Annotated in this window: 21 protein-coding genes and 1 pseudogene; 15 read left to right on the plus strand and 7 right to left on the minus strand. The window is 62.7% G+C overall.

The features are described from left to right. The 3 genes from D0550_RS35045 to D0550_RS28480 form a co-directional block, all read left to right on the plus strand. On the plus strand, positions 1–183 hold a 183-nt coding region (locus tag D0550_RS35045), incomplete at its 5' end, for a hypothetical protein (RefSeq protein ID WP_161966111.1). Positions 184–197: 14 nt separating this feature from the next. Beyond that, positions 198–1028, plus strand: coding sequence for a PP2C family protein-serine/threonine phosphatase (locus tag D0550_RS28475; protein ID WP_161966112.1), 831 nt, complete (start codon positions 198–200; stop codon positions 1026–1028). After that, complete coding sequence (locus D0550_RS28480; protein WP_116812591.1) at positions 1018–1995, plus strand: FHA domain-containing protein; 978 nt, start codon at positions 1018–1020, stop codon at positions 1993–1995. Before D0550_RS28475 ends, D0550_RS28480 begins: the two co-directional genes overlap by 11 nt. 2 nt (positions 1996–1997) lie before the next feature. Here the strand turns inward: D0550_RS28480 and D0550_RS28485 are convergent, their stop codons facing one another. Together D0550_RS28485 and D0550_RS28490 are read right to left on the minus strand one after the other, a co-directional pair. Beyond that, positions 1998–2798 carry a DUF72 domain-containing protein gene (locus tag D0550_RS28485; RefSeq protein WP_116812592.1) on the minus strand — a complete coding sequence of 267 codons (801 nt, stop codon included), beginning with the start codon at positions 2796–2798 and terminating at the stop codon, positions 1998–2000. 19 nt (positions 2799–2817) lie between these two features. After that, a complete protein-coding gene (locus D0550_RS28490) occupies positions 2818–3291 on the minus strand; it encodes an Lrp/AsnC family transcriptional regulator (protein WP_116812593.1) in 474 nt (157 codons plus the stop codon). 160 nt (positions 3292–3451) lie between these two features. On the opposite strand from D0550_RS28490, the gene D0550_RS28495 reads away from it, so the two are divergent. Then, on the plus strand, positions 3452–5566 hold the full coding sequence (locus tag D0550_RS28495) for an alpha-ketoacid dehydrogenase subunit alpha/beta (RefSeq protein ID WP_116812594.1): 2115 nt from the start codon (positions 3452–3454) through the stop codon (positions 5564–5566). 15 nt (positions 5567–5581) lie between these two features. After that, positions 5582–6841 (plus strand): dihydrolipoamide acetyltransferase family protein, encoded by a 1260-nt coding sequence (locus D0550_RS28500; RefSeq protein WP_116812595.1) that lies wholly within the window; start codon positions 5582–5584, stop codon positions 6839–6841. Between the two features lie 3 nt (positions 6842–6844). Here the strand turns inward: D0550_RS28500 and paaX are convergent, their stop codons facing one another. Further along, positions 6845–7819: a phenylacetic acid degradation operon negative regulatory protein PaaX gene (paaX, locus tag D0550_RS28505; RefSeq protein WP_116812596.1), complete on the minus strand. Its 975-nt coding sequence runs from the start codon at positions 7817–7819 to the stop codon at positions 6845–6847. 145 nt (positions 7820–7964) lie between these two features. Here paaX and paaA point away from each other — a divergent pair, with 145 nt between their 5' ends. From paaA to paaZ, 7 genes and pseudogenes are all read left to right on the plus strand, one after another. Then, positions 7965–8960 carry a 1,2-phenylacetyl-CoA epoxidase subunit PaaA gene (gene paaA, locus D0550_RS28510; protein WP_116812597.1) on the plus strand — a complete coding sequence of 332 codons (996 nt, stop codon included), beginning with the start codon at positions 7965–7967 and terminating at the stop codon, positions 8958–8960. Positions 8961–8971: 11 nt separating this feature from the next. Further along, positions 8972–9265, plus strand: a complete 294-nt coding sequence (gene paaB / locus D0550_RS28515) for a 1,2-phenylacetyl-CoA epoxidase subunit PaaB (RefSeq protein ID WP_116812598.1) — start codon at positions 8972–8974, stop codon at positions 9263–9265. Continuing rightward, positions 9262–10058: pseudogene (paaC, locus tag D0550_RS36990) on the plus strand (1,2-phenylacetyl-CoA epoxidase subunit PaaC). Before paaB ends, paaC begins: the two are co-directional and overlap by 4 nt. A gap of 2 nt (positions 10059–10060) precedes the next feature. Further along, on the plus strand, positions 10061–10585 hold the full coding sequence (paaD, locus tag D0550_RS28525; RefSeq protein WP_116812599.1) for a 1,2-phenylacetyl-CoA epoxidase subunit PaaD: 525 nt from the start codon (positions 10061–10063) through the stop codon (positions 10583–10585). Positions 10586–10589: 4 nt separating this feature from the next. Next, positions 10590–11678, plus strand: a complete 1089-nt coding sequence (gene paaE, locus D0550_RS28530) for a 1,2-phenylacetyl-CoA epoxidase subunit PaaE (protein WP_116812600.1) — start codon at positions 10590–10592, stop codon at positions 11676–11678. Between the two features lies 1 nt (position 11679). Then, positions 11680–12468, plus strand: a complete 789-nt coding sequence (paaG, locus tag D0550_RS28535; protein WP_116812601.1) for a 2-(1,2-epoxy-1,2-dihydrophenyl)acetyl-CoA isomerase PaaG — start codon at positions 11680–11682, stop codon at positions 12466–12468. 26 nt (positions 12469–12494) lie between these two features. Beyond that, the gene (paaZ, locus tag D0550_RS28540) at positions 12495–14525 is read left to right on the plus strand and encodes a phenylacetic acid degradation bifunctional protein PaaZ (protein WP_116812602.1); all 2031 of its coding nucleotides are present in this window, start codon (positions 12495–12497) and stop codon (positions 14523–14525) included. Here paaZ and D0550_RS28545 read toward each other — a convergent pair. Next, a complete protein-coding gene (locus D0550_RS28545) occupies positions 14503–16008 on the minus strand; it encodes a flavin-containing monooxygenase (RefSeq protein WP_116812603.1) in 1506 nt (501 codons plus the stop codon). The two genes, paaZ and D0550_RS28545, sit on opposite strands and share 23 nt — an antisense overlap. Before the next feature lie 10 nt (positions 16009–16018). After that, the gene (locus tag D0550_RS28550; protein ID WP_116812604.1) at positions 16019–16489 is read right to left on the minus strand and encodes an Lrp/AsnC family transcriptional regulator; all 471 of its coding nucleotides are present in this window, start codon (positions 16487–16489) and stop codon (positions 16019–16021) included. 111 nt (positions 16490–16600) lie between these two features. On the opposite strand from D0550_RS28550, the gene D0550_RS28555 reads away from it, so the two are divergent. Continuing rightward, entirely contained in the window at positions 16601–16822 is a 222-nt protein-coding gene (locus D0550_RS28555; RefSeq protein ID WP_116812616.1) for a DUF6356 family protein, read from the plus strand. On the opposite strand, the gene D0550_RS28560 is transcribed toward D0550_RS28555, so the two are convergent. Further along, entirely contained in the window at positions 16816–17778 is a 963-nt protein-coding gene (locus tag D0550_RS28560) for a hypothetical protein (protein ID WP_153067398.1), read from the minus strand. The genes D0550_RS28555 and D0550_RS28560 overlap by 7 nt on opposite strands. Before the next feature lie 332 nt (positions 17779–18110). Here D0550_RS28560 and D0550_RS28565 point away from each other — a divergent pair, with 332 nt between their 5' ends. Together D0550_RS28565 and D0550_RS28570 are read left to right on the plus strand one after the other, a co-directional pair. Beyond that, entirely contained in the window at positions 18111–19217 is a 1107-nt protein-coding gene (locus tag D0550_RS28565) for a DUF3187 family protein (RefSeq protein ID WP_161966113.1), read from the plus strand. 54 nt (positions 19218–19271) lie between these two features. After that, positions 19272–19928: a YkgJ family cysteine cluster protein gene (locus tag D0550_RS28570; RefSeq protein WP_116812607.1), complete on the plus strand. Its 657-nt coding sequence runs from the start codon at positions 19272–19274 to the stop codon at positions 19926–19928. Here the strand turns inward: D0550_RS28570 and atzF are convergent. Beyond that, positions 19911–21722, minus strand: coding sequence for an allophanate hydrolase (gene atzF / locus D0550_RS28575; RefSeq protein ID WP_116812617.1), 1812 nt, complete (start codon positions 21720–21722; stop codon positions 19911–19913). The two genes, D0550_RS28570 and atzF, sit on opposite strands and share 18 nt — an antisense overlap. Between the last annotated feature and the right edge of the window lie 120 nt (positions 21723–21842).

Consider the following 21842-nt stretch of genomic DNA (forward strand, 5'->3'; position numbering starts at 1 on the left):
GGCTCGGAGATGTGTATAAGAGACAGGATCGTGCTGGGGCTGGAAAGCCTCAGCTATACGATCGGCGATCGCAACAGCAAGAAAGCGGCGCTGGATGCGCTCTACAACGCGGTCAAGAACGACACGACGTTCAGTCCGCAACAATTCGCCACTGCCGCGGCCAACGCGCAGAAATCATTCTGAACGGACCATCAACCGTGCGTTTCCGAGCTGCCAACAAACGCTTCTCCGGTCGCACCCATCCAGGCCGTCGCGGCGGTCCGAACGAGGATGTCATCGGCTGGGACGAGGCGAGCAATTTCTGGTTCGTCGCCGATGGCATGGGCGGTCATGCGAGCGGCGACGTGGCCAGTCGCGTCGTCAAAGAAACATTACTCGGCGAGGCTTTGACACTGCCGCTGGTGGAAGCCATTCGCAAAGCGCATGAGACAGTCGCGGCTACGGCCAAGACGAACAGTGCTTACGACAACATGGGGTCCACCGTCGTCGCGACGCGCATCGTCGAGCGGCAGGCGGAAGTTGCGTGGGTCGGCGATAGTCGCGCGTATCTGTGGCGCCAGGGCGCGTTGAGTGCGCTGACGCGCGATCACTCGTATCTGGAAGTGCTGCGGGTCCAGGAGAATCTTTCGGAAGAGCAGTTACGCGGTCATCCCAATCGGAATCTGGTGACTCGAACGTTGGGGATCGGCACGCCGGAGCCGTCGGTGGCGAAGCTGCCATTGCGGCGGCGAGATTGGTTGGTCCTGTGCAGCGACGGGCTCAATGATGAGCTGGAGGATCGCGAAATCGCCGAAGTGCTGCGCACCCATCCGCAGCCGGACCTGGCCACGGAGGCTTTGATCGAAGCCGCGCTGGCCAAGGGTGGGCGTGACAATGTGAGTGCGGTCGTCGTGGAATACGACGGCCCGGACGCGGTCGAGGTTTCGAGCGGGATGTCGCAGAAACTGAAGCCGATGTTACCTATTATCGGTGGAATGGCAGCGGCTACGCTGGTCGCGGTCCTGTGGTGGTGGTTCTATGGTCGCTGACTCCAACGCGTTCCTGATCAAGGTCGGCAGCAGCCGGGAAATCCAGCTGAGGTCCGAAACCGTGTTCGGCCGTCAGGCCGAATGCGACGTGCTGCTCACCGAAGGTCACGCCTCCCGCCGGCACGCCCGGCTGGTGCTGGCGGAGGATGGCTATTGGCTGGAGGATCTGGGCTCCTCCAATGGCACGTTCATCAATGGCAATCGCATTTCCGGGCGCGTGAAGCTCGCGTCGGGCGACCGGCTGCGTTTCGACGTCGAAGAGTTCGATTTTCGTCAGCCGTCGCAGGCGCCCGCGCCGGTCGCTCTCGATGAGAGCAAGACGGTGTATCGCCCGCCGGAGTCGGCGGCGGTTGTCGCCGAGAGCAGCGGTGTGTTCAAGCGACCTGGCGCGTGGGCGGATCCGGATGCGCTGGGGGATTCGGGCATCCACAAGACGAAGTTCATCGATCCGGCGCAGATGAAACAAATGGCCAGCAGCGCGGTACCTGTCGCGATGGCGCCGAGCGCGGTGGATGGGCCACATCTGCAAGTGGTGTCGGGCAGCCGGACAGGACTGAATATCCAATTGGCGGTGGGTGATTCCGGCAATGCCGAGTGGACCATCGGCAGTCAGACCGATCGGGAAGTGCAGTTCATGGACAGCGGCGTGTCGGCGCTGCACGCGAAGATCGTCAACGAAGGCGAGCGCTGGAAGGTGCTCGATCAGATGTCGGCGAACGGCACGTTCGTGAATGGCAAACGGGCCAATGTGAGCTATCTCGCGTCGGGCGATCGGGTGCGGTTCGGGCCGGTCGAGTGTGTGTTTCGCACAGATGCGAATAGCGGGCCGATCACCGCCACACAGCGCATCGTCGAGGCGGGCGTGGGTGAGGAGACGAAGGGCAAGAGCCTGGTCGTTGCCACGGTCGCGTTCCTCGCGACCATCGCTATCCTGGTCGTCGTTTATAAGTTGCTGCTTGCGAAGTAGCTTCAAATCAGCGTTAGCAGGTGCTTCGCGGCAGCGGGAGCCCTTTCTTTCGCGCCATTGATAAAGAAGATGAATACATCGCGACGCTGCTTCGACGGGGCCGTCTTCGTCACATACGGCAAATCCTCCGGCGCACCGCCTTCAGCCCACAACTTCGCTCGCTGGCTCCACGCGTCGAGGGCACTCGTCGAGTAACCCGTAGGCTCCGACGCCTCCGCTTTGCGCAGTCGCGCGTACACGAAGTCACCCGTCACGTCTGCGAAGTTCGGAAACTCATCCGTATGCGCGAACACCGTCGCAACGGAATGTTTCCTCGCCAGCTCCACATACGCCGCATCCATGAACGTCTTGTGTCGCACCTCGAGCACATGCCGCAGCGGTAGGTCATCGAGCGTATGCGGCAACGCTTCGAGAAACGCTCCAATGTCGTCTGCGTTGAAGTGCAAGCTCGGCGGCAGTTGCCACAGGATCGGTCCAAGCTTGGATCCGAGCGTTGACAAGCCACTCGCCAGGAAGCGGGGCATCGATGGAATCGCCTCCGACAGCACTTTGCGATACGTGAGATACCGCGGCGCCTTGATCGAGAACACGAAGTCGTCCGGCGCATCGTCGCGCCACTTCGCGAACACTTCGGGCTTTTGCAGCCGGTAGAAGGTGCCATTGATCTCGATGGCCGTGACCTGCCGGCTGGCGTAGTTGAGCTGCGACTTCTTGGGCAGGTCGGCGGGGTAGAAGGTCTCTTCCCAGGGCTCGTAGGTCCAGCCCCCGATGCCAGCGCGAATTCTGCCTGCGGTGTTACTCATGGGACCTCGACATGGGACCTCAACGCGCCAGGTGGCGCACAGGGACGCGAGATGAGCGCTTGATGGTATTGAGCACGATGCTCGAATGCACGTCGCGGACAGCGCGAATATGCGTGATCTTCTTCAGCACCACGTTGCTGAGCTCCTCCAGGTCCGTAACGACCACTTGCAGCAACAGGTCGGAGGCGCCGGTCATGGCGTAGCAGCTCACGACTTCCTCCATGCCGTCGACGGCACGGCGGAAATGCTCGATGTTCTCGTCGGTATGGCGAGTGAGGCGAACCTGCACGAAGGCCTGCACCTTCAAGCCGAGGCGGCTCGGATCGATGACCGCGGTGTACCCCTGGATCAGACCCGCCTGTTCCATGAGCTTCACGCGGCGCGCGCAAGGTGTACTGGAAAGGCCGACCTTCTCGGCGAGCTCGACGATGGGCAGGCGACCATCGCGTTGCAGCTCAGCGAGAATGGCGGCGTCGTAGCGGTCGAGGTTCATGGCGTGGCCTGGAGTGGAATCGCCTAATTCGGCGGGTTGAAGTGGAGACTATCACTAATCCAGACGCAAAAGCTGGCTCACTTTGTTGATTTCCGCCTCGCGCTCACAGGTAGGCTGGCGTACGCGACACGCCCGGTCGCTTGCATCAAGACTCGAGTACATGAGCGCAGAACGACATTCGGTTTTCGGGGACGTCAAAGGTGGGACCCGGCAGCATCCGCAGCCTGACTGGCAGCGGGTCGTACATACCATCCTGGTGTCGCGGGCACTCGATGAGCTGGAAGAAACCCAGCTGCTGCCGGCGCGCAAAATCCTTTATCAGTTCACGGCGCGTGGCCACGACGTCACGCAGGTGTTGCTTGGCGAACTGATGACCGGCGCGCGCGACGGTCTGGGTGTTTATTACCGCTCGCGGCCGTTGCTGCTGTCGGTCGGACTGGCGCTGAAGGATGCGCTGGCCTCGACGATGATGCGCTCGGGCAGCGTGAGCGATGGTCGCGATATCGGCGTTGTATTCAATCTGCCGCGCAGCGAAGGGGCTTGCGTATTGCCCGCATGTGGCGGCGTGGGTGCGCAGTACACGCCGGCTATCGGCTGGGCGCAGTCATTGCAGTATCGGGCGCAGGTCCTGGGTGAAGCCGAAGCGAGCGGCAGCATCGCGGTGGCTCATGGCGGCGACGCGTCGGCGGCGACCAATGGTTTCTGGTCCGCGCTGACGATTGCGACCACGCAGCGTCTGCCCATGCTGTTCTTCATCGAGGACAACGGCTACGGCATCTCGGTGAAGTCCGATTTCCAGACGCCCGGCGGCAACATTGCGGCCAACCTCTCGGGATTCAAAAACCTCCGCATCATTCAAGGCGACAGCGCCAAGCCGGTCGAAGCAGCCAACCTGCTCGCTGAAGCCGTGGCCGCGGTTCGTGCGGGCGAAGGCCCGGTGTTGGTGCGCATGCTGGTGCCGCGCCTGTCCGGTCATTCGGGTCAGGACACGCAGACCTACAAGACGCCCGAAGAAATCAGCGCCGAGCGCGCTCGCGATCCGCTGGTTCAGCTGCGTGCGCAGCTCGTGCCAAATGTGATTTCCGAGCAGGATTGGAAGGCGCTCGAGCAGCGGGCTCAGGAAGATGTGCAGGCGGCGCTGGCCGCTGTCGAAGCGAGCCCGGTGCCGGATGTCACGCGTTCAACGAGCCACGTGTTTTCTGAGAACAAGGCAGATGGCAGCGTCGATCTGCAGTTGCAGGGCGGTCTGTTGAATGCGGGCGTGAAGTTTCCGGAAGGCAGCGAGACGCCGCGTTCCGAAGGGCCGCGCATCAACATGGTCACCGCAATTCGTCGCACGCTGGAGCATGAGCTCGCGATCAATCCGCGCGTCGTCGTGTTCGGTGAGGACGTTGGCCGCAAAGGCGGTGTGCACGCTGCGACGTTGGGACTGCAGGAGAAGTTCGGCGAGGCGCGCGTGTTCGATACCAGCTTGTCGGAAGAGGGCATCATCGGCCGCTCTGTCGGCATGGCGCTCGCGGGCTTGATGCCGGTGCCGGAGATTCAGTTCCGCAAGTACGCCGATCCGGCCGTCGAGCAATTGAACGACACGGGCACGATGCGTTGGCGCACGGCCAATCGCTTCGCGGCACCGATGGTGGTGCGCATGCCGGGGGGTTTCTTCAAGTGCGGCGACCCGTGGCACAGCCAAAGTAACGAAGTGCAGTTCGTGCACGCGATCGGTTGGCGAGTTGCGATGCCTTCGAACGCCGAAGATGCCGTCGGTCTGTTGCGCAGCGCGTTGCGTGCCAACGATCCGACGATTTTCTTCGAGCACCGCGCGATGCTCGACGGCGCCTGGGCGCGTCGTCCCTATCCGGGCGATGATTTCATCGTGCCGTTCGGCAAAGCCAAGCTGTTGCGCGCGGGCACCGAACTCACCGTTGTCAGCTGGGGCGCGATGGTCGAGCGTTGCGAGCAGGCGGCGGAAGAATCGGGCGTCGATGTCGAGCTGCTCGACCTGCGCACCTTGATGCCTTGGGATCGCGAGGCAGTGCTGGAGTCGGTGCGCAAGACGCGTCGCTGTTTGATCGTTCATGAGGACAACCTCACCGCCGGCTTCGGCGCCGAGATCTCGGCCACCCTGGCGAAGGAAGCTTTCTTCGACCTCGATGCTCCGATCGAGCGCGTCACCATGCCGGACGTGCCGAGCCCGCACAGCCCGCTGTTGCTCGACTCGGTGGTCCCGAGTGTCGCCCGCATTACTGAGGCCATCCGTCAGCTGGCCAGCATCTGATCGAGAGATTGAAGAATGACTACAACGATTGAAGTGCGCGCTCCGAGCGAGCAGTCCGAAGGCACGCGTTCGCAGGTGCAGCGCTGGTTGAAGAACATCGGCGAGTCGGTCGTAGAGAACGAGCCGCTCATCGAATTGGAGACCGACAAGGTCACGATCGAGATCCCCGCGCCGGCTGCTGGCGTGCTGCGTGAGATCCTCAAAGACGAGAAGGACGAGGTCGAGCCGGGCGAATTGCTGGGCAGGATTCAATCTGCTGAGGCCGCGGCTGAAGCGGAAGCGGCACCAGCGCCCGCGGCGGCGCCTGCTGCTTCGAACCGGCCCGCAGCTCCGGGCGCCGAGATTCGGATGGCAGCGCTTGCTGCGCACGCCGAGGCTCTGTCGACTGGTCGCAGCAGCCCGGCCGTACGTCGTTTGCTCGCCGAGCATGGGCTCGAATCCGCGCCGATTCGTGGCACGGGGGCGGGCGGTCGCGTGACTGTCGATGACGTGCTGGCGTACGCCGCCACACAGCGGACGAACGGTGGAGCTCAGCAGCGCAAGCCGTCTGCACCGAAGGAAGCCGAAGCTGCCATCGCTGGCCAGCGCGTGCCGCATTCAGGCATGCGCAAGCGCATTGCCGAGCGCATGGTCGAAAGTCTTCTGCACACGGCGCCGCATGTCACGACCGTGTTCGAAGCAAACATGTCCGCTGTGATCGCGCACCGTGCGGCTCACAAGGACGAGTTTCAGAAGAAGGGCGTGTCGCTCACGTTCACCGCTTATTTCCTGGCGGCATGTGTCGATGCGATCCGTGAGGTGCCAGAAGCGAACAGTCGCTGGACCGACGATGCGTTGATCATCCCGGACACCGTCAACATCGGCGTCGGCACCGCGCTCGAAGGCAAGGGCCTGGTCGTGCCGGTGGTGCGCAGCGTGCAGGGTCTGGACCTGTTCGGCATCGCGCGCGAGCTGGGTGAAATTGTCGAGCGTGCGCGCACCGACAAGCTGACACCGAGCGATGTGCGTGATGGCACGTTCACGATCTCGAATCACGGCGTGAGTGGCAGCCTGGTCGCGACGCCCATCATCATCAATCAGCCGCAGTCGGCCATTCTCGGCGTCGGCAAGCTGGAGAAGCGCGCTGTCGTCGTCACCGAGAACGGTGAAGACCGCATCGTGATCCAGCCGCGTTGTTTCATCACGCTGACCCTGGATCATCGCGTGATGGACGGCCATCGCGCCAACCGGTTCCTGCAGGTGCTGGCGGAGCGGCTGGAGAACTGGAAGGACTAAGGACTAGGCCACCCGCGAGCCGTCGATGTTCGCATCGACGGCTGGCAGGCCGCCAAAACGTTGGAAGATCTCCGCGGCCGGTGCCGGTAGGGCGCCGGCCTGCGTCTGCACCGTCGCGGACAAGTACTGCTCCGATGCCGGGAACACTTTCGCGTACAGGTCACGGCAGAGTCGCTGAGCGTCGGTACCGGCCCAGTCTTCCGGCAATAGCACCGCGGGCAGCATGGGATCGCGCAAATGAATCTTGCGGTACTCGTGCAGGAGCAAGGTGCGCAGGATGAATGCTATGTCGCCCGCCACAGGCGCGGTTCCCGCGTCGTCCAAGGTCGCCTCGACGGGCGAGAACATGTCGATAAAACGTTTGTAGCGGCGCCCGAGGTCATCCAGATCCCAGCCCATGGCGACCAGATTGGCGCTGGCCGCCTCCGACAGAATCGAGCCCTTCATGACGACCAGCTGGCCGGCCGATTGCAGCTCGTCCAAGCGGGCACTGATGGCCGACTCTCTATATGTGGGGTGTGCGAATACGCCCGGCGTGATCTGGCCGAAGCCCAGCCACAGCAGTTCTTCCCGCAGATCGTCGCGCCGGCTTTTGAGCGCTGGCGGGACGATGGCCATGGTCCACAAACCGTCCCAATCCAGCGGCGGCGCGCCATAGATTCGTTGCGTCGCTTCCGCGAAGCGGGCGCGGCCATTGGTGGTGAGGCTGTAAAAGCTCGCTCGGCCGCTGCGCTCGAAACTCACCCAGTCCTCATTGGCGAGCCGGCCGATGGACGTACGCACCAGGCGCTCGGTCAGGCCGAACGGCATCGCCAGTTTGATCAGACTCGCCAGGGCAATAGTGCCGCCGCGGGGCGCGATGGCGTCGCCCAGGATGGTGACCAGCAACGAGCCCCCGCGCAGCGGGCGCTGCCGGCGAAAACGGGCGACCAGCGCGTTGGTGCGAGCGACGAAGGCCGCGTTGGATTTTGCTGACATGGACACGCATGTTAGCGCAGGCGGCCTGCGGAGTACCCCAGCGCCGCCGCGGTATACCGTGGATCCACAAGCCCATCTGACACAGAAAAAATTGATCGTCGACGCATTTTGTGTCACATTGGCGTAGCTGGATTGTGGGGGCTTTATGTACACGCAAGGTTTGGATTCCCTGGGTGCGGATTGCCTGCATCAGGTCACTGACGCCGCGGCGCTGGAACAGCGTTTTCAGAGCAAAGTCGATGCCGACGATCGCATCGAGCCGAAGGACTGGATGCCTGACGCGTATCGTCAGACGCTGATTCGTCAGATCTCTCAGCATGCTCACTCCGAGATCGTCGGCATGCTTCCCGAAGGTAACTGGATCACGCGCGCGCCGTCGCTGCGTCGTAAGGCGGTGCTGATCGCCAAGGTGCAGGACGAGGGCGGTCACGGCATGTATCTGTACAGCGCCGCTGAGACGCTCGGCATTTCACGCGATGAGCTGTTGGAGCAATTGCTCGCCGGCACCGCGAAGTACTCCAGCATCTTCAACTATCCGACCCCGACGTGGGCGGACGTGGGTGCGATCGGCTGGCTGGTCGATGGCGCGGCCATCATGAATCAGATTCCGATCTGCCGTTGCTCGTACGGTCCGTACGCGCGCGCCATGGTGCGTATCTGTAAGGAAGAAAGCTTCCATCAGCGCCAGGGCTTCGAAATCATGATGACGCTGGCTCGCGGCACGCCCGAGCAGCATCGCATGGCGCAGGACGCACTGAATCGCTGGTGGTGGCCGTCGATCATGATGTTCGGCCCGAACGATGCCACGTCCAAGCACACGGCGCAGTCCATGCGTTGGAAGATCAAGCGCTTCAGCAACGACGAGCTGCGCCAGAAGTTCATCGACATCACCGTGCCGCAGGCCGAGTTCCTCGGGCTGACGGTGCCCGATCCCGAGCTGCGTTGGGACGAGGCGACCCAGCACTACGTGCACGGTCCCATCGATTGGAAAGAATTCGAGGAAGTGCTCAAGGGCAATGGCCCTTGCAACCGCGAGCGGATCGAAACGCGTCGTCGTGCACACGATGACGGGCGCTGGGTGCGCGAAGCCGCGCTCGCGCATGCAGAGAAACAGCGCGCCCGCGAAACGCAGGCGGCTTGAGGAATATAAAGATGAGTCAGCAACGCAAGCAGTGGCCGCTGTACGAAGTATTCATTCGTGCGCGCTCTGGTCTGGAGCACAAGCACGTCGGCAGCATTCACGCGGTCGATGCGCGTCAGGCCGTCGAACATGCGCGTGATCTGTATACGCGTCGTCAGGAAGGCGTGAGCATCTGGGTGGTGCGCTCGTCCGATATCACCGCGTCCGATCCGGGCGATGCCGAGGCCCTGTTCGAGCCGGCGAAGGACAAGATCTACCGTCATCCGACGTTCTATACGATTCCGGACGAGGTGAAGAATCTATGAGCGCCTCGGCCGCTACCGTGACCGCCGCCGCTTCGGACGACCTGCGCTTTCGCTATGCCGTGCACCTGGGCGACACCAGCCTGATTCTTGCCCAGCGACTGGGCGAGTGGGTCGGCCATGCGCCCGCGCTCGAGGAAGATCTGGCGCTGGCCAATACTGCGCTCGACCTGTTGGGTCAGGCGCGTCATCTGCTGTCGTATGCGGGTGAGATCGAAGGCAAGGGACGCAGCGAGGACGATCTGGCGTTCCTGCGCGATCCTTCCGACTTCGCCAATCTGGCGCTGGTCGAGCAACCCAATGTGGATTTCGGCCACACCATCGTGCGCCAGTTCCTGATCGACGCATGGCAGCTGGAGTTGTTCGAGCGACTGCAGTCGTCGTCCGAGCCGCGTTTTTCGCCGAAGCTCGCGGCGAAAGGCGCTTCAAAAAAGAGACGCGCTATCACTATCGATTCAGCGCTGGCTGGATGGTGCGTCTGGGCGATGGCACCGAAGAGAGTCACCAGCGTGTGCAGGCAGGTCTGGATGCCCTGTGGAAATTCACCCACGAGCTGTTTGCGCCGAGTGCGGTGGATGAAGAGGCCGCAGCCGCCGGCTTGGGCCCCGATCCTGCATCGCTTCGTGCCGCCTGGCTGGCAAACATCGAGCCGGTGCTGACGGAAGCCACGCTGAAGAAGCCGGCCGATGTTTCTTATCGCTGGTTCGGTAAGCGCAATGAGCATAGCGAGCATCTGAGCCACCTGCTGGCCGAGATGCAGTTCATGCAGCGGGCTTACCCTGGAATGCAGTGGTAGCGATGACTCAGGCGCCCGCCAATCACGCTGATAGATTCGTCGCTCCTGCGGAGCGCGAAGTGTGGCGTGTGCTTGCGGATGTGCCGGATCCGGAGATCCCCGTGCTCAGCGTGGTCGAGCTGGGGATCATTCGCCACGTGCGCATCGCTGAGGATGGGCGCGTGACGGTCGGTGTGTCGCCGACCTACACCGGTTGTCCGGCGACCGAGGTGATCGCGCGCTCCATTGAAACGCGACTGGAAGCAGAAGGGTACGAGCGTCCCAAAGTGGAAACCGTGCTGTCGCCGCCGTGGAGCAGCGATTGGTTGACCGAAAGCGGGCGTATCAAGCTCAAAGAATACGGCATTGCGCCGCCGGCTCAGTCGGTGAGCAATGTGAAGCATCTGTTTCGCGAACCCACAGTTGCTTGCCCGCGCTGCTCGTCGACACAAACCAGCAAGGTGAGCGAGTTCGGGTCGACTCCCTGCAAAGCGTCATATCGGTGCTCCAGCTGCCTGGAGCCCTTCGAATATTTTAAATGCATTTGAACCCATGCTGACTTTTCATCCGCTCAAAGTGGCCGACGTGCGCCCCGAGGGCAGCGACGCGCTGTGCATCTCGTTTGAAGTGCCCGATTCGTTGCGCGAGGCCTTTCGCTTCATTCCCGGGCAGCACGTAGGCGTGCGTGCGCAGATCGGTGGCCAGGAAGTCCGACGCACCTATTCGATCTGCAGCGTCGCTGACGATAGTCACTTACGCATCGGCGTGCGTGTCCACGAAAACGGCAGCATGTCGCAGTACCTCGCCAATCAGGTGCGCGCAGGTGACAGCATCGAAGTGCTGACGCCGACGGGCCGTTTCTTCGCTGAACCGCAGCCCGCCGCAGAGCGGACTTACTGCGCGTTCGCCGGTGGCAGCGGCATCACGCCCATCCTGGGCATCGTGAAGAACCTGCTGACGCGCGAGCCGAACAGCCGGTTCATGCTGTTTTATAGCAATCGCACCACCTCGACCGTCATGTTCGCCGAGGAGTTGCTGGCGCTGAAGGATCGCTTTCCGACGCGTCTGTCGCTGAATTTCCTGCTGAGCCGCGAGCCGCAGGACGTCGAGCTGTTCAACGGCCGGCTGGATCGCGAGAAGGTCACCTTGCTCAGCAAGGAGCTGTTCGACCCGCTCGAGACCGACGCGTTCTTCCTGTGCGGCCCCGGCGACATGATCGAGAGCGTGCGCGACACGCTGACCGGTCTCGGTGTCGATGCCACCCGCATTCACACCGAGCGTTTCGCAAGCGATAGTCCCGTGAGCGCATCTCTGGCTACAGCAGCGCGAGCGAAGCCCCAGGGGGCGGTAGCGGAAGAGGTCGCGAAGATCACCATCACGATGGACGGTCGGCAGCGCACCTTTGCCATGCTGGATACCGACGCGACGGTGCTCGATGCCGCCGAGCGTGTCGGCATGGAGTTGCCGTACTCGTGTCGCGCCGGCGTCTGTTCGACTTGCCGCTGCAAAGTCACCAGTGGCACCGCCGACATGGCAATCAACTACGCGCTGGAGCCTTGGGAAGTGCAGGCCGGCTTCGTGCTGGGCTGCCAGGCGCGGCCCACCAGCCGCGAGCTCGAAATAACCTACGACGAGCGTTGATATGAGCTACCAAACGATTTTGTTCGAGGTGTCGGGCGGCGTGGCGCGGCTCACGTTGAATCGGCCCGACCGTCTCAACAGCTTCAACGTCGCGATGCATGGCGAAGTGCGCGACGCGCTTTCGCAGCTTGCGAACAGTGACGCGCGCGTTCTCGTACTCACCGGTGCCGGGCGTGGCTTCTGCGCCGGGCAAGACTTGGGCGATCGCGCCGTCGCGCCGGGCGGGCAGGGCGTCGATCTCGGCGATTCCATCGAGAACTACTACAAGCCGCTTGTGCTGGCGCTGCGCAATCTGCCGATGCCGGTGATCGGCGCCATCAACGGCGTTGCCGCGGGTGCCGGAGCAAACATCGCGCTGGCTTGCGATCTGGTCATCGCTGCGAAGTCCGCGAGCTTCGTGCAGGCGTTCAGCAAGCTGGGCCTGGTGCCGGATTCCGGCGGCACGTGGTTCCTGCCTCGTCTGCTCGGCAATGCGCGAGCCATGGGCCTTGCGTTGCTCGGCGACAAGTTGCCGGCCGAACAGGCGGCGCAGTGGGGCTTGATCTGGCGCTGTGTCGAGGACGCAGAGCTCCAGAGCACCGTCGATCAATTGGCGACGCAGCTCGCCGCCGCTCCGACGCGCGGACTGGCGCGTACCAAGCAGGCGATTTACGAGTCGTGGAGTCATTCGCTCGAGCAGCAGCTCGATCAGGAACGCGACTTCCAGCGCGAGCTGGGCCGCTCGCAGGATTACGCCGAAGGCGTTGCCGCCTTCACTGAAAAACGCACACCGAAATTCACCGGCCGCTGAGCAGCGCCGCCGGCGAAGGGGACAGCATGCAACTCAAGAGTTACATTCAAGGCCGCTGGTTCGCCGGCGAAGGCGAGGCCCAGCAGCTGCGCGATGCCACGACCGGTCAGGTGATTGCCTCGGCCTCATCCACGGGCATCGATTTCAAAGCCACGCTGCGTTACGCGCGCGAAGTAGGCGGTCCGGCGCTGCGTGAGCTGACGTTCCATCAGCGCGCCGCGCTGTTGAAGCAGCTCGCGAAGAAGCTCGGCGAGTACAAAGAAGAGTTCTACACGCTCTCTTACGCCACCGGCGCGACCAAGACCGATTCGTGGATCGACATCGACGGCGGCTTCGGCACATTGTTCGCCTATGCCAGCCGTGGCAACCGCGAGCTGCCGAACAGCAAGGTCTATATCGACGGTGACCTCGAAGCGCTGTCGAAGGGCGGCACGTTCGTCGGTCAGCACATCTGCGTGCCGCTGGAAGGCGCGGCAGTGCACATCAATGCTTTCAACTTCCCCGTGTGGGGCATGTTGGAAAAGCTGTCGCCGACGCTGCTGGCCGGTGTGCCGGCGATCGTGAAGCCGGCGACGACCACGGCCTATCTCACCGAGCTGGTGGTCCGCCGCATCATCGAGTCCGGCATTCTTCCGGAAGGCTCGCTGCAGCTGATCTGCGGCAGCGTGGGCGATCTGTTCGATCATCTGACTTGCCAGGACGTCGTGTCGTTCACGGGTTCGGCGAGCACTGCGCAGAAGCTGCGCACGCACCAGAACATCGTTGCGAACTCTGTGCGCTTCATCGGCGAGACGGATTCGATCAACAGCTGTGTGCTGGCCGAGGACGCCAAGCCGGGTCAGCCCGAGTTCGATCTGTTCGTGCGCGAAGTGGTGCGTGAGATGACCACGAAGGCCGGCCAGAAGTGCACGGCCATTCGCAAAGCGATCGTGCCGATGGCGCACGCCGATGCGGTCGTCGAAGCATTGCGAGCCTCGCTCGCCAAGGTCGTCGTGGGCGACCCACGGCTCGACAACGTTCGCATGGGCCCGCTGGCTGCATTGGGTCAACGCCGCGAAGTGCTGGGACGTATCGGTGAGCTGCGGCGTGAAGCCGAGCTGATCACGGCAGAGCGAGTCGACCTTGCGGGTGTGGATCACGACCTTGGCGCGTTCGTCGCACCGTCGTTGCTCTATTGCCGCGAGCCGCGCAAAGCCAAGGCGCTTCACCACATCGAAGCATTCGGTCCGGTGTGCAGCGTGGTGCCTTATGAGTCCACCAGCGAGGCGATCGCATTCGCTCGGCTGGGCGAGGGCAGTCTCGTTGCCTCCGTGTTCACGGCGGACGATGCGCTCGCCAGCCAATTGGTGCTCGGCCTCGCGCCGCTGCACGGTCGCTTGGCCGTCATCAACCGCGATTGCGCGAAGGAATCGACGGGTCACGGCTCACCGCTGCCGGCACTCGTGCACGGTGGCCCAGGACGCGCCGGTGGCGGCGAGGAAATGGGCGGTATTCGCGGCGTCATGCACTACATGCAGCGCACGGCGATTCAGGGCAGCCCGCAGACGATTGCCGCTGTCACGGGACGCTGGGTGCGAGGCGCCGTGCAGAAGGATCCGGGCCGTCATCCGTTCCGCAAAGCCTTCCATGAGCTGCAGATCGGCGACAGCGTGAACTCCGCCGAGCGCGAAGTGACGCTCGACGACATCGAGAAGTTCGCTGCGCTGTCGGGCGACACGTTCTACGCACACATGGACGAGGAAGCCGCCGCCCGTAACCCGCTGTTCGGCGGTCGCGTGGCTCACGGCTACTTCCTGGTCTCCGCCGCGGCTGGATTGTTCGTCGATCCGCCGTATGGCCCGGTGCTCGCGAACTACGGCCTCGACCGTCTGCGCTTCGTGAAGCCCGTCAAGCCGGGCGACCGCATCAAAGTGCGGCTCACCTGCAAGACCAAGTCGCTGCGCGTCGACAAGGGTTATGGCGAGGTGGCTTGGGACACCGAGATCACCAACCAGAACGGCGAAATCGTCGCGAGCTACGACGTGCTCACCATGGTCAGCGAACAGCCGGTGAGCTGACCGTCGCGGGTGAGGAAAAGCGCATCACGCCGTCATCGACGGCGGCGAAGCGCAGGTTCATCAGATCGAGCGCGTAGTTCTGGTACAGACGCCACGGCGCCTTCGTGCCCTGTTTCGGGAACTGCTCGATCGAACGTTGCACATAGCCCGACGTGAAGTCGATCCACGGCGTCGTCGTGATCGACGGATCGTCGTTACGTGGCGTGCACTGGCGATAGCCGTGCACGTCCATGTAATTGAGCAGGCGACACACGTACTCGCAGGTGAGATCGCACTTCAGCGTCCATGACGCATTGGTGTAGCCGAAGGCAGTCGCGAGGTTCGGCACATCGCTGTACATCATGCCTTTGTAGCTCATGGTCCGTGGCGGCTCGACGGCCTGGCCATCGACCGTCAACGCGACATTGCCCAGCACCTGCAGATTCAAACCGGTCGCGGTGACGATCAGATCCGCGGCCAGCTCCGCACCGGAGCGCAGCTTCAAGCCTCGTTCGGTAAATGTCTCGATGTGGTCCGTTACCACCGATGCCTTGCCTTGCCGCAAGGTCCGGAACAGATCGCCATTGGGCACCAGACACAAGCGCTGATCCCAAGGGTTGTAACTGGGCGTGAAGTGACGATCCACATCGCAGGTGTCGCCGAGCTGTCTTTTCACCAGCCCTAACAGACGTTGTTTCATCCGCTCGGGCGAGCGGCGGCACATGTTGAAGAACAACATGCCGAGCAGCACGTTCTTCCAGCGCGTCACGCCATAAGCGAACTTCGCTGGGAAATGGCGCCGCAGCCAGTTGGCGATCGAGTCTTCTTGCGGACGCGCCACGATGTACGTCGGCGAGCGCTGAAGCATCGTCACGTGCGCCGCTGTCTTCGCCAGTTCCGGCACCAAAGTCACAGCCGTGGCGCCGCTGCCGATGACGACGACGCGTTTGCCGGCATAGTCGATGTCTTCCGTCCATTTCTGGGGATGCACGATGCGGCCCTGGAACCGCTCGGTGCCCTTGAATTCGGGGGTGTAGCCGGCCTCATAGCTGTAGTAGCCGCTGCACAGGAACAGGAAGTTGCAAGTGAATCGAGCGACCTCACCCGAAGGGAGCTCAGCTTCGACGTGCCACAGCGCTTCGCTCGACGACCACGCGGCGCGCTTCACCCGGTGATTGAACCGGATTTTTTGATCGATGCCGTGATCGCGCGCAGTGTCGCGCACATAGTTGAGAATCGATGCCCCATCCGCGATGGCATTGGCGTCGCGCCAGGGTCGGAACGAATAGCCGAGCGTATACATATCCGAATCGGAGCGGATGCCGGGATAGCGAAACAGATCCCAGGTGCCGCCGCTGCAGTCGCGCCCTTCGAGAATGGCGTAACTCTTGTTCGGGCAGTGCCGCTGCAGGTGATACCCCGCGCCGATGCCGGACAAACCCGCGCCCACGACCAACACGTCGAAATGTTCCGCAGACGATATGGGTGACGTCCCGGTCGTCATATCGATTTCCTCAATCGTCGGTCTTGACGTAGTTCAAGGGCAGCGCCGTAGTGTGCTTGATCGTTTCCAGGGAGAAGCTGGCGCTCACATCCAGAAAGGCACAACCGGCGATCAGCTTCTTGTAGACCACATCGTACGCATCGATGTTCGGTACCACGATGCGCAACAGATAATCCACTTCGCCGCTGACCCGATGGATCTCGGTGACCTCGGGAATGTCGCGCACGGTACGCACGAACTGCTCGAACCAGGCGGCGCTGTGGTTCGAGGTCTTCACGGTGACGAACACAGTGGTGCCGACGTTCACCGCCTTCGCATCGAGCAGCGCCACGGTGCGGTTGATCACTCCGGTTTCCTGGAGGCGCTGGATCCGGCGCCAGCAGGGCGCTTTGGACAACCCGACGCGCTCGGCAATGTCGGCGGCGGTGAGCGAGCCGTCATGTTGCAGCAGGTCGAGAATGTGGCGGTCGAGGCGATCCATGTAGGACGAGTGCGCGGCGGGGCGAAGTTGAGCAACATTGTTGCGCCCAGCGCGGTCGCTGTCCACGATTTCGCAATCGTGTCGCCGCCGGCCTTCGGTAGGCTGTCAGGCATGAATACTGTGCGTGCCAATCCGTTCACTCAACATCCTGCGGCGGTAGGTGAAACGTACCTCGCGCATTTGCGGACGGCGGCTGGCTTCGGTTTTCAGATGGTGTTCGCGGGGCTGGCTTGCCTGGTGCACGCGTTGCTGCCGTTTCTGTTCGTGCGTACCGGCAGTGATTGCATCGGCCGCTTGCATGAGCGCCTGTCCGCGCGTCGTCGGCGTTATTGATCGCCGATATGCAGTGCGTTTCGCAGCGAGCGCAGGATGCCTGACCAACGGCTGGTGGGCTTGCCCACCGGCGACAATGCGTGCGTCGGTTCTACAGCCGCATCGGCATCGGCGGCCAATGATTCATGACTCAACAGCCCGCACAGCGCGCATGCGTTCAAGAATCCGCGAATGTTTGCAACGGGCTGCGCGGTGATGTTGGTCATCTGTTGCAGCGTATAACCGTTGTTCACCAGAATCGAAGTAAGCCGCACCTGCCACGTCTTGTGACCCAGCCTGCCGAAATCCGGCCAGCGCTGCAGACGAAAGCGCGCCATGCGCGGCAGCCACGGCAGCAGATCGGTGGTCGTTCCGAGCAGGCCGCAATTCCACAATAGATATTGCAGCGAGTGCTGGCGCAACTCGCCTGCGGCGGGCTGCGCTTCGTCGGCCGCCAGTTCCCTGACTTCCAGGCCGCCCGATGCTTGCGCGAGCCCCGCGATCAGTTCCGGCGACAGGTCCATGTTGGCAAGCACTGTTGCCTGCGCCGGCTGCACATAGATAAAAACAGGGCCATGAGTGACGAGATGCGTTCGCTGCTCGTGCTTGCCAACGATGTCTTGCAACGCATGCGCCAATAAAAAACCTTCGTTCTGCGCAACCGCTTCGGCATGAGAGGCCGCGACCAGCTGCTGAGTCGTGAGCGACGGGTCCACGTCGCCGAGCGTGGCATCGAGCATCGAGATGAAGTCGCTTACCCGCAGCGGTGCGTACACCGATTCGGTGTCTTCGGGGGGCGTGGCGCCCTGACGCACCAACGAGACGCAGCGCGGCCGGCCGCGCTGGGTCGCCTGCCTGATTACGGCGCGTGCCAGTACGGAGTCGGGCTCGCAGATCGCCAGATCCGCGACGGCTTCGTCGACATAGGTCCAGGACGCCGCCGTCTTGCCTTCGACGAGCTGAAGCATCGACTTCACGCGCATCTCGTCGCGTATCGATAGGCCAATCGTCGTGAGTGTCAGCTGCCGCCCGGTCATCGCAGTGGGGATGTGTGATCCGAATCAACCAGCGTTGTAAGCGAGCCCGCAAAATGTACAACGTGGGCAGCAGAAAAATGTGACCGACTCTGAAATCAGCGCGCCTGGCAGGCCAATTCTTGCGAGTTGCTCTGATGCTGCAATGCCGGGAACCGCCGCAGCCCTGCGTAAGTTTTCTTCAGATAAGTACTGATACGCATCCAGTCAATGTCGACAAGACACGCTGTATCCCTTCCTGCAAGCTCATCCTGCCCACCGACAAGGACTTCAAAGTGAAAAAACTGCCCGTCGTGACGCTCATGCTCGCCGGCCTCGCGTTCGGCTTGCCCGCGGCACATGCCGATGACGGTCAGCTATACGGCCTGCTGCGGTCTCGCGATCTGTCGCCGTTCGGCTTCCTGCGCCTGGACATGCGGCCGGCGCATGCAGTGTCGATCGAGCCCGGCCACTGGGCGTTCGAGGCCGAGTTCGGCTATCAGAACACCTGGGCGCTCAGTCCCAACGTGGAACAGTATCTGACCAACCTGGAGTCCAGTGGCCGCCGCGCGCTGGGCCCCAACGAGTTGCAAGCCATCCGCGACCTGCCGGGCGAGAACTATCTGGTGGACATGGAGCTGGCGCTGCTCGACGTCACCTTGCATTACAAGCTCTCCGACATCTGGACTACGTATCTCATCTTGAGCGGTGTGTCGTATCAGGGCGGCTTCATGGACAGCGCGATCGAAGGCTTTCACGACACCTTCGGCTTCAGCACGTTCGGGCGCCCGGCGGTGAAGCGCAATCAGGTCAATCTGATTTACGACTTGAAATCGACCCAGTACGCGAGCCTCGAAGCGCCCACCAATGGCGGCTTGCTCGACCCGACCCTTGGCGTGCGTTACGCCGGCTGGAGGTTGCCCGGCAATTGGCACGTCACGGCGGAGTTGGCGGTGAAGATACCAATCGCGGGCCGGCGCTCGCTGCTCTCGACCGGACGCACCGATTACGGCGTGCAACTGGCTTTCCAGCGCAAAGGCCCCCGCAATGGGTTCTATGTGAATGCCGCGGCTGTTTACTATGACGGTGCCTCTCAAGTGTCGCCACAGCAGCAGCAGGTGATTCCGACCATGATCTTCGGCTACGAGCGCGTGCTGACCGAGCGCACCAACTTCAACCTGCAGGGCTACATCAGCAAAAGCCCGTATACGCGCAAGGAGACCGACCTCCAGGACCTGCTCAGCGAGAAGTATCAACTGAGCGTGGGCATCCGCCATCGCCGCGACAACTTCCTGATAACGTTCGGCATCACGGAGAACCTGCAGAATGTCAACAACACGCCCGACATCGGCTTCCAGGTCGGCCTGGCCTGGATACCGATGAAGCCCCAGACGACTCTGTGAGGATGTCCGTACCGCTTGCGACAGGCGCGGGGCGATGTTATCTAGCGGCCCCCCATGATTCCGCAATCCTCAGCAACCGTCGTCGCCGCCGGCCCATTCAGTGACTGGCTCCGCAAGCTGCGTCGCTCTCTGAAGAGCGAGGAGGGCATGGACGTGCCTTGTGGAGACTGCGTCGGCTGCTGTGTATCCGGCTACTCGTTGCAGTTGCGGCCGGAGGACTACAAGGCGGCGGCGCGCATTCCTACGGAGTTTGTGGTGAGCGCGCCGGGATTCGCCAAGGGCAATCTCACCGTGCGTGCGCTGGATAATGGGTTGTGTCCCATGCTCGAGGGCGGCAAATGCTCGATCTATGCCGTCCGGCCGCAGACCTGTCTCGACTATGACTGCCGCATCTTCGCAGCGGCTGGCATCGATGCCGGCGGCGAAGACAAGGCCGTCATCAACAAGCGGGTGCGAGAGTGGCGATTCTCGTATCCGGAGCGCACGGATGAGTTGGAGCACGCGGCCGTTCGCGCGACGGCGGCATTCATTCGGGATCGGCGTGACAGCTTCACCGTCCGCGTGCCGGCTGGGCCGATGGGCATCGCGGTGTTTGCGATCAAAGCTTATGAAGTGTTTCTCGATCCCGCGATCGACGCCAGGCAAGATACCGAAGTGGCGCGTGCCATTGTCGATGCCGTCCGTGCCTTCGATTCATTGCAAGCTGGTTAGATAGGCGCGCCAGCCCCCGAACGAAGTGATATCGCGGGCCCCCTGCAGGCCAATGGGCTCGCAGATGAAGCCCTTCACGACCCGACCGTCTTCGAGCTCCAGCGAGCCGATGCCCAGCGGCGCCGGAATTTCCGCGACGAATGAGCCGAATCGATCCAGCGGCACATCCCAAAGCTCCACTTCGATGGGTGCACCCGTCGTCATGGCTTTCACCAGGCCGGGCTTGGGCGGTGTCGTATTCGCGAGTGCGTACAGCTGATAGGTCGACGCAGTCCGGCTGCGCTCCACGAACACCGCATCTCGCGACGTGAGCTGATGATTGAGCGGCATGCCGGTGAGATGCGCGCCGACCACGGCGAGGCGCACCGTCGATGCAGGTGCCGAGGCTTTTGTTTCTTTTACCACAGCGCTCAGCGCTCGACCCGTGGCGCCAAGCGGCAGGGACACGCGTTGCTGCCAGCGCTTGCCGAGTTCCGCCAAGGTTCGATCCTGCCAGGCCGGTGCGATCAATGTGATCCCCGCAGGCAAGCCGTCGTCGCGGAAGTTTGCGGGCAGAGCGAGCGCCGAAAGATCCGCGAGATTGGTGAAATTCGTGTAGGTGCCGAGTCGCGAATTGAGTCGCACCGGGTCATCCATCACTTCGGCTGTCGTGTAGATCGTCGGAGTCGTCGGCACCAGCAGCGCGGTGAATCGCTCCAACGCATCGTTGATGCGGCGGGCGAGGGCGGCGCGACGATACTCATATCTAAATGTATCGACCGCATTGAATCGGGTTGCCGTTGCGAGAATGGAGCGCAGCACCGGATGCAACGCTTCGGGATTGTGTTCCAGCAGCGATTCGGCCACCGTGTACCGCTCGGCGACCCACGGGCCTTCATATAACAGCGTTGCTAACTGAGCGAACGGCGAGAAATCGATGGGCGTGATCTCGGCACCCAGCGATCGCCAGCCCTCGACCGCCTCGCTGAATGCCTTTGCCGCTTGCGCGTCACCAAAGAACTCCAGTGAGCTCGGCACTGCCAGTCGCAGTGGCGCCGTCTTCGATGGCGTTAGAGGAAATGTTCGCGAGTAGGGATCGCTAGCGTCATAGCCACCCGCGATCGTGGCGATTTCTTCAGCATCCTCGACCGTCAGTGCGAAGACGGAGACGCAATCGAGCGTGCGACACGCGGGCACTACACCGTTCGTGCTCAACCAGCCGCGCGTGGGTTTCAGGCCGACGATGTTATTGAATGCAGCCGGGACGCGGCCCGACCCGGCGGTGTCCGTGCCGAGCGAGAAGGGGACCAGCCCGCGAGCAACCACACTGGCGGAGCCGGCGCTCGATCCGCCGCTGATATATTCGCGACGAAACGCATTGCTCACCGCGCCGTACGGTGAGCGTGTGCCAACCAGCCCGGTCGCGAACTGATCCAGATTGGTTTTGCCGATCAGAATCGCGCCGGCTTCGCGCAAGCGCCGCACGGTCGTTGCGTCTTCGTGTGCGGTGTAACTGAATCCGGGGCACGCCGCGGTCGTCGGCCAATTGGCAGCGTCGATGTTGTCCTTGGCGGCGAAGGGAACGCCATATAAAGGCAGCCGCGAGAGGTCACCGCCCACGGCGGCCAGGCGATGCTCCAATTGCTCGAGTTGCGTGCGCAGCCGGGCTGAATCGATGCGGGCAATCCATGCAGTGTCGCCGTCTGCGGCGGGCGCCGTTTCGTAAACATCATTCAGCTTCAGCGCGCCGCTGCGATAGGCAGCGCGCCAGTCGGCCACAGTCCAGCCGATCCTGGAAGGCGATGAGGGGGGCATGACCAGTTTTCCGTTGCTCGATGCAGCTGACGTCCTGAATGCAATCATGATGCCCGGCGGGGAGCGCCTTTGGCAGCGCGATGGCCGCGTTCGGTGCACTACATCGGGTCCGATGGCCGA

Source organism: Steroidobacter cummioxidans (assembly GCF_003104955.1).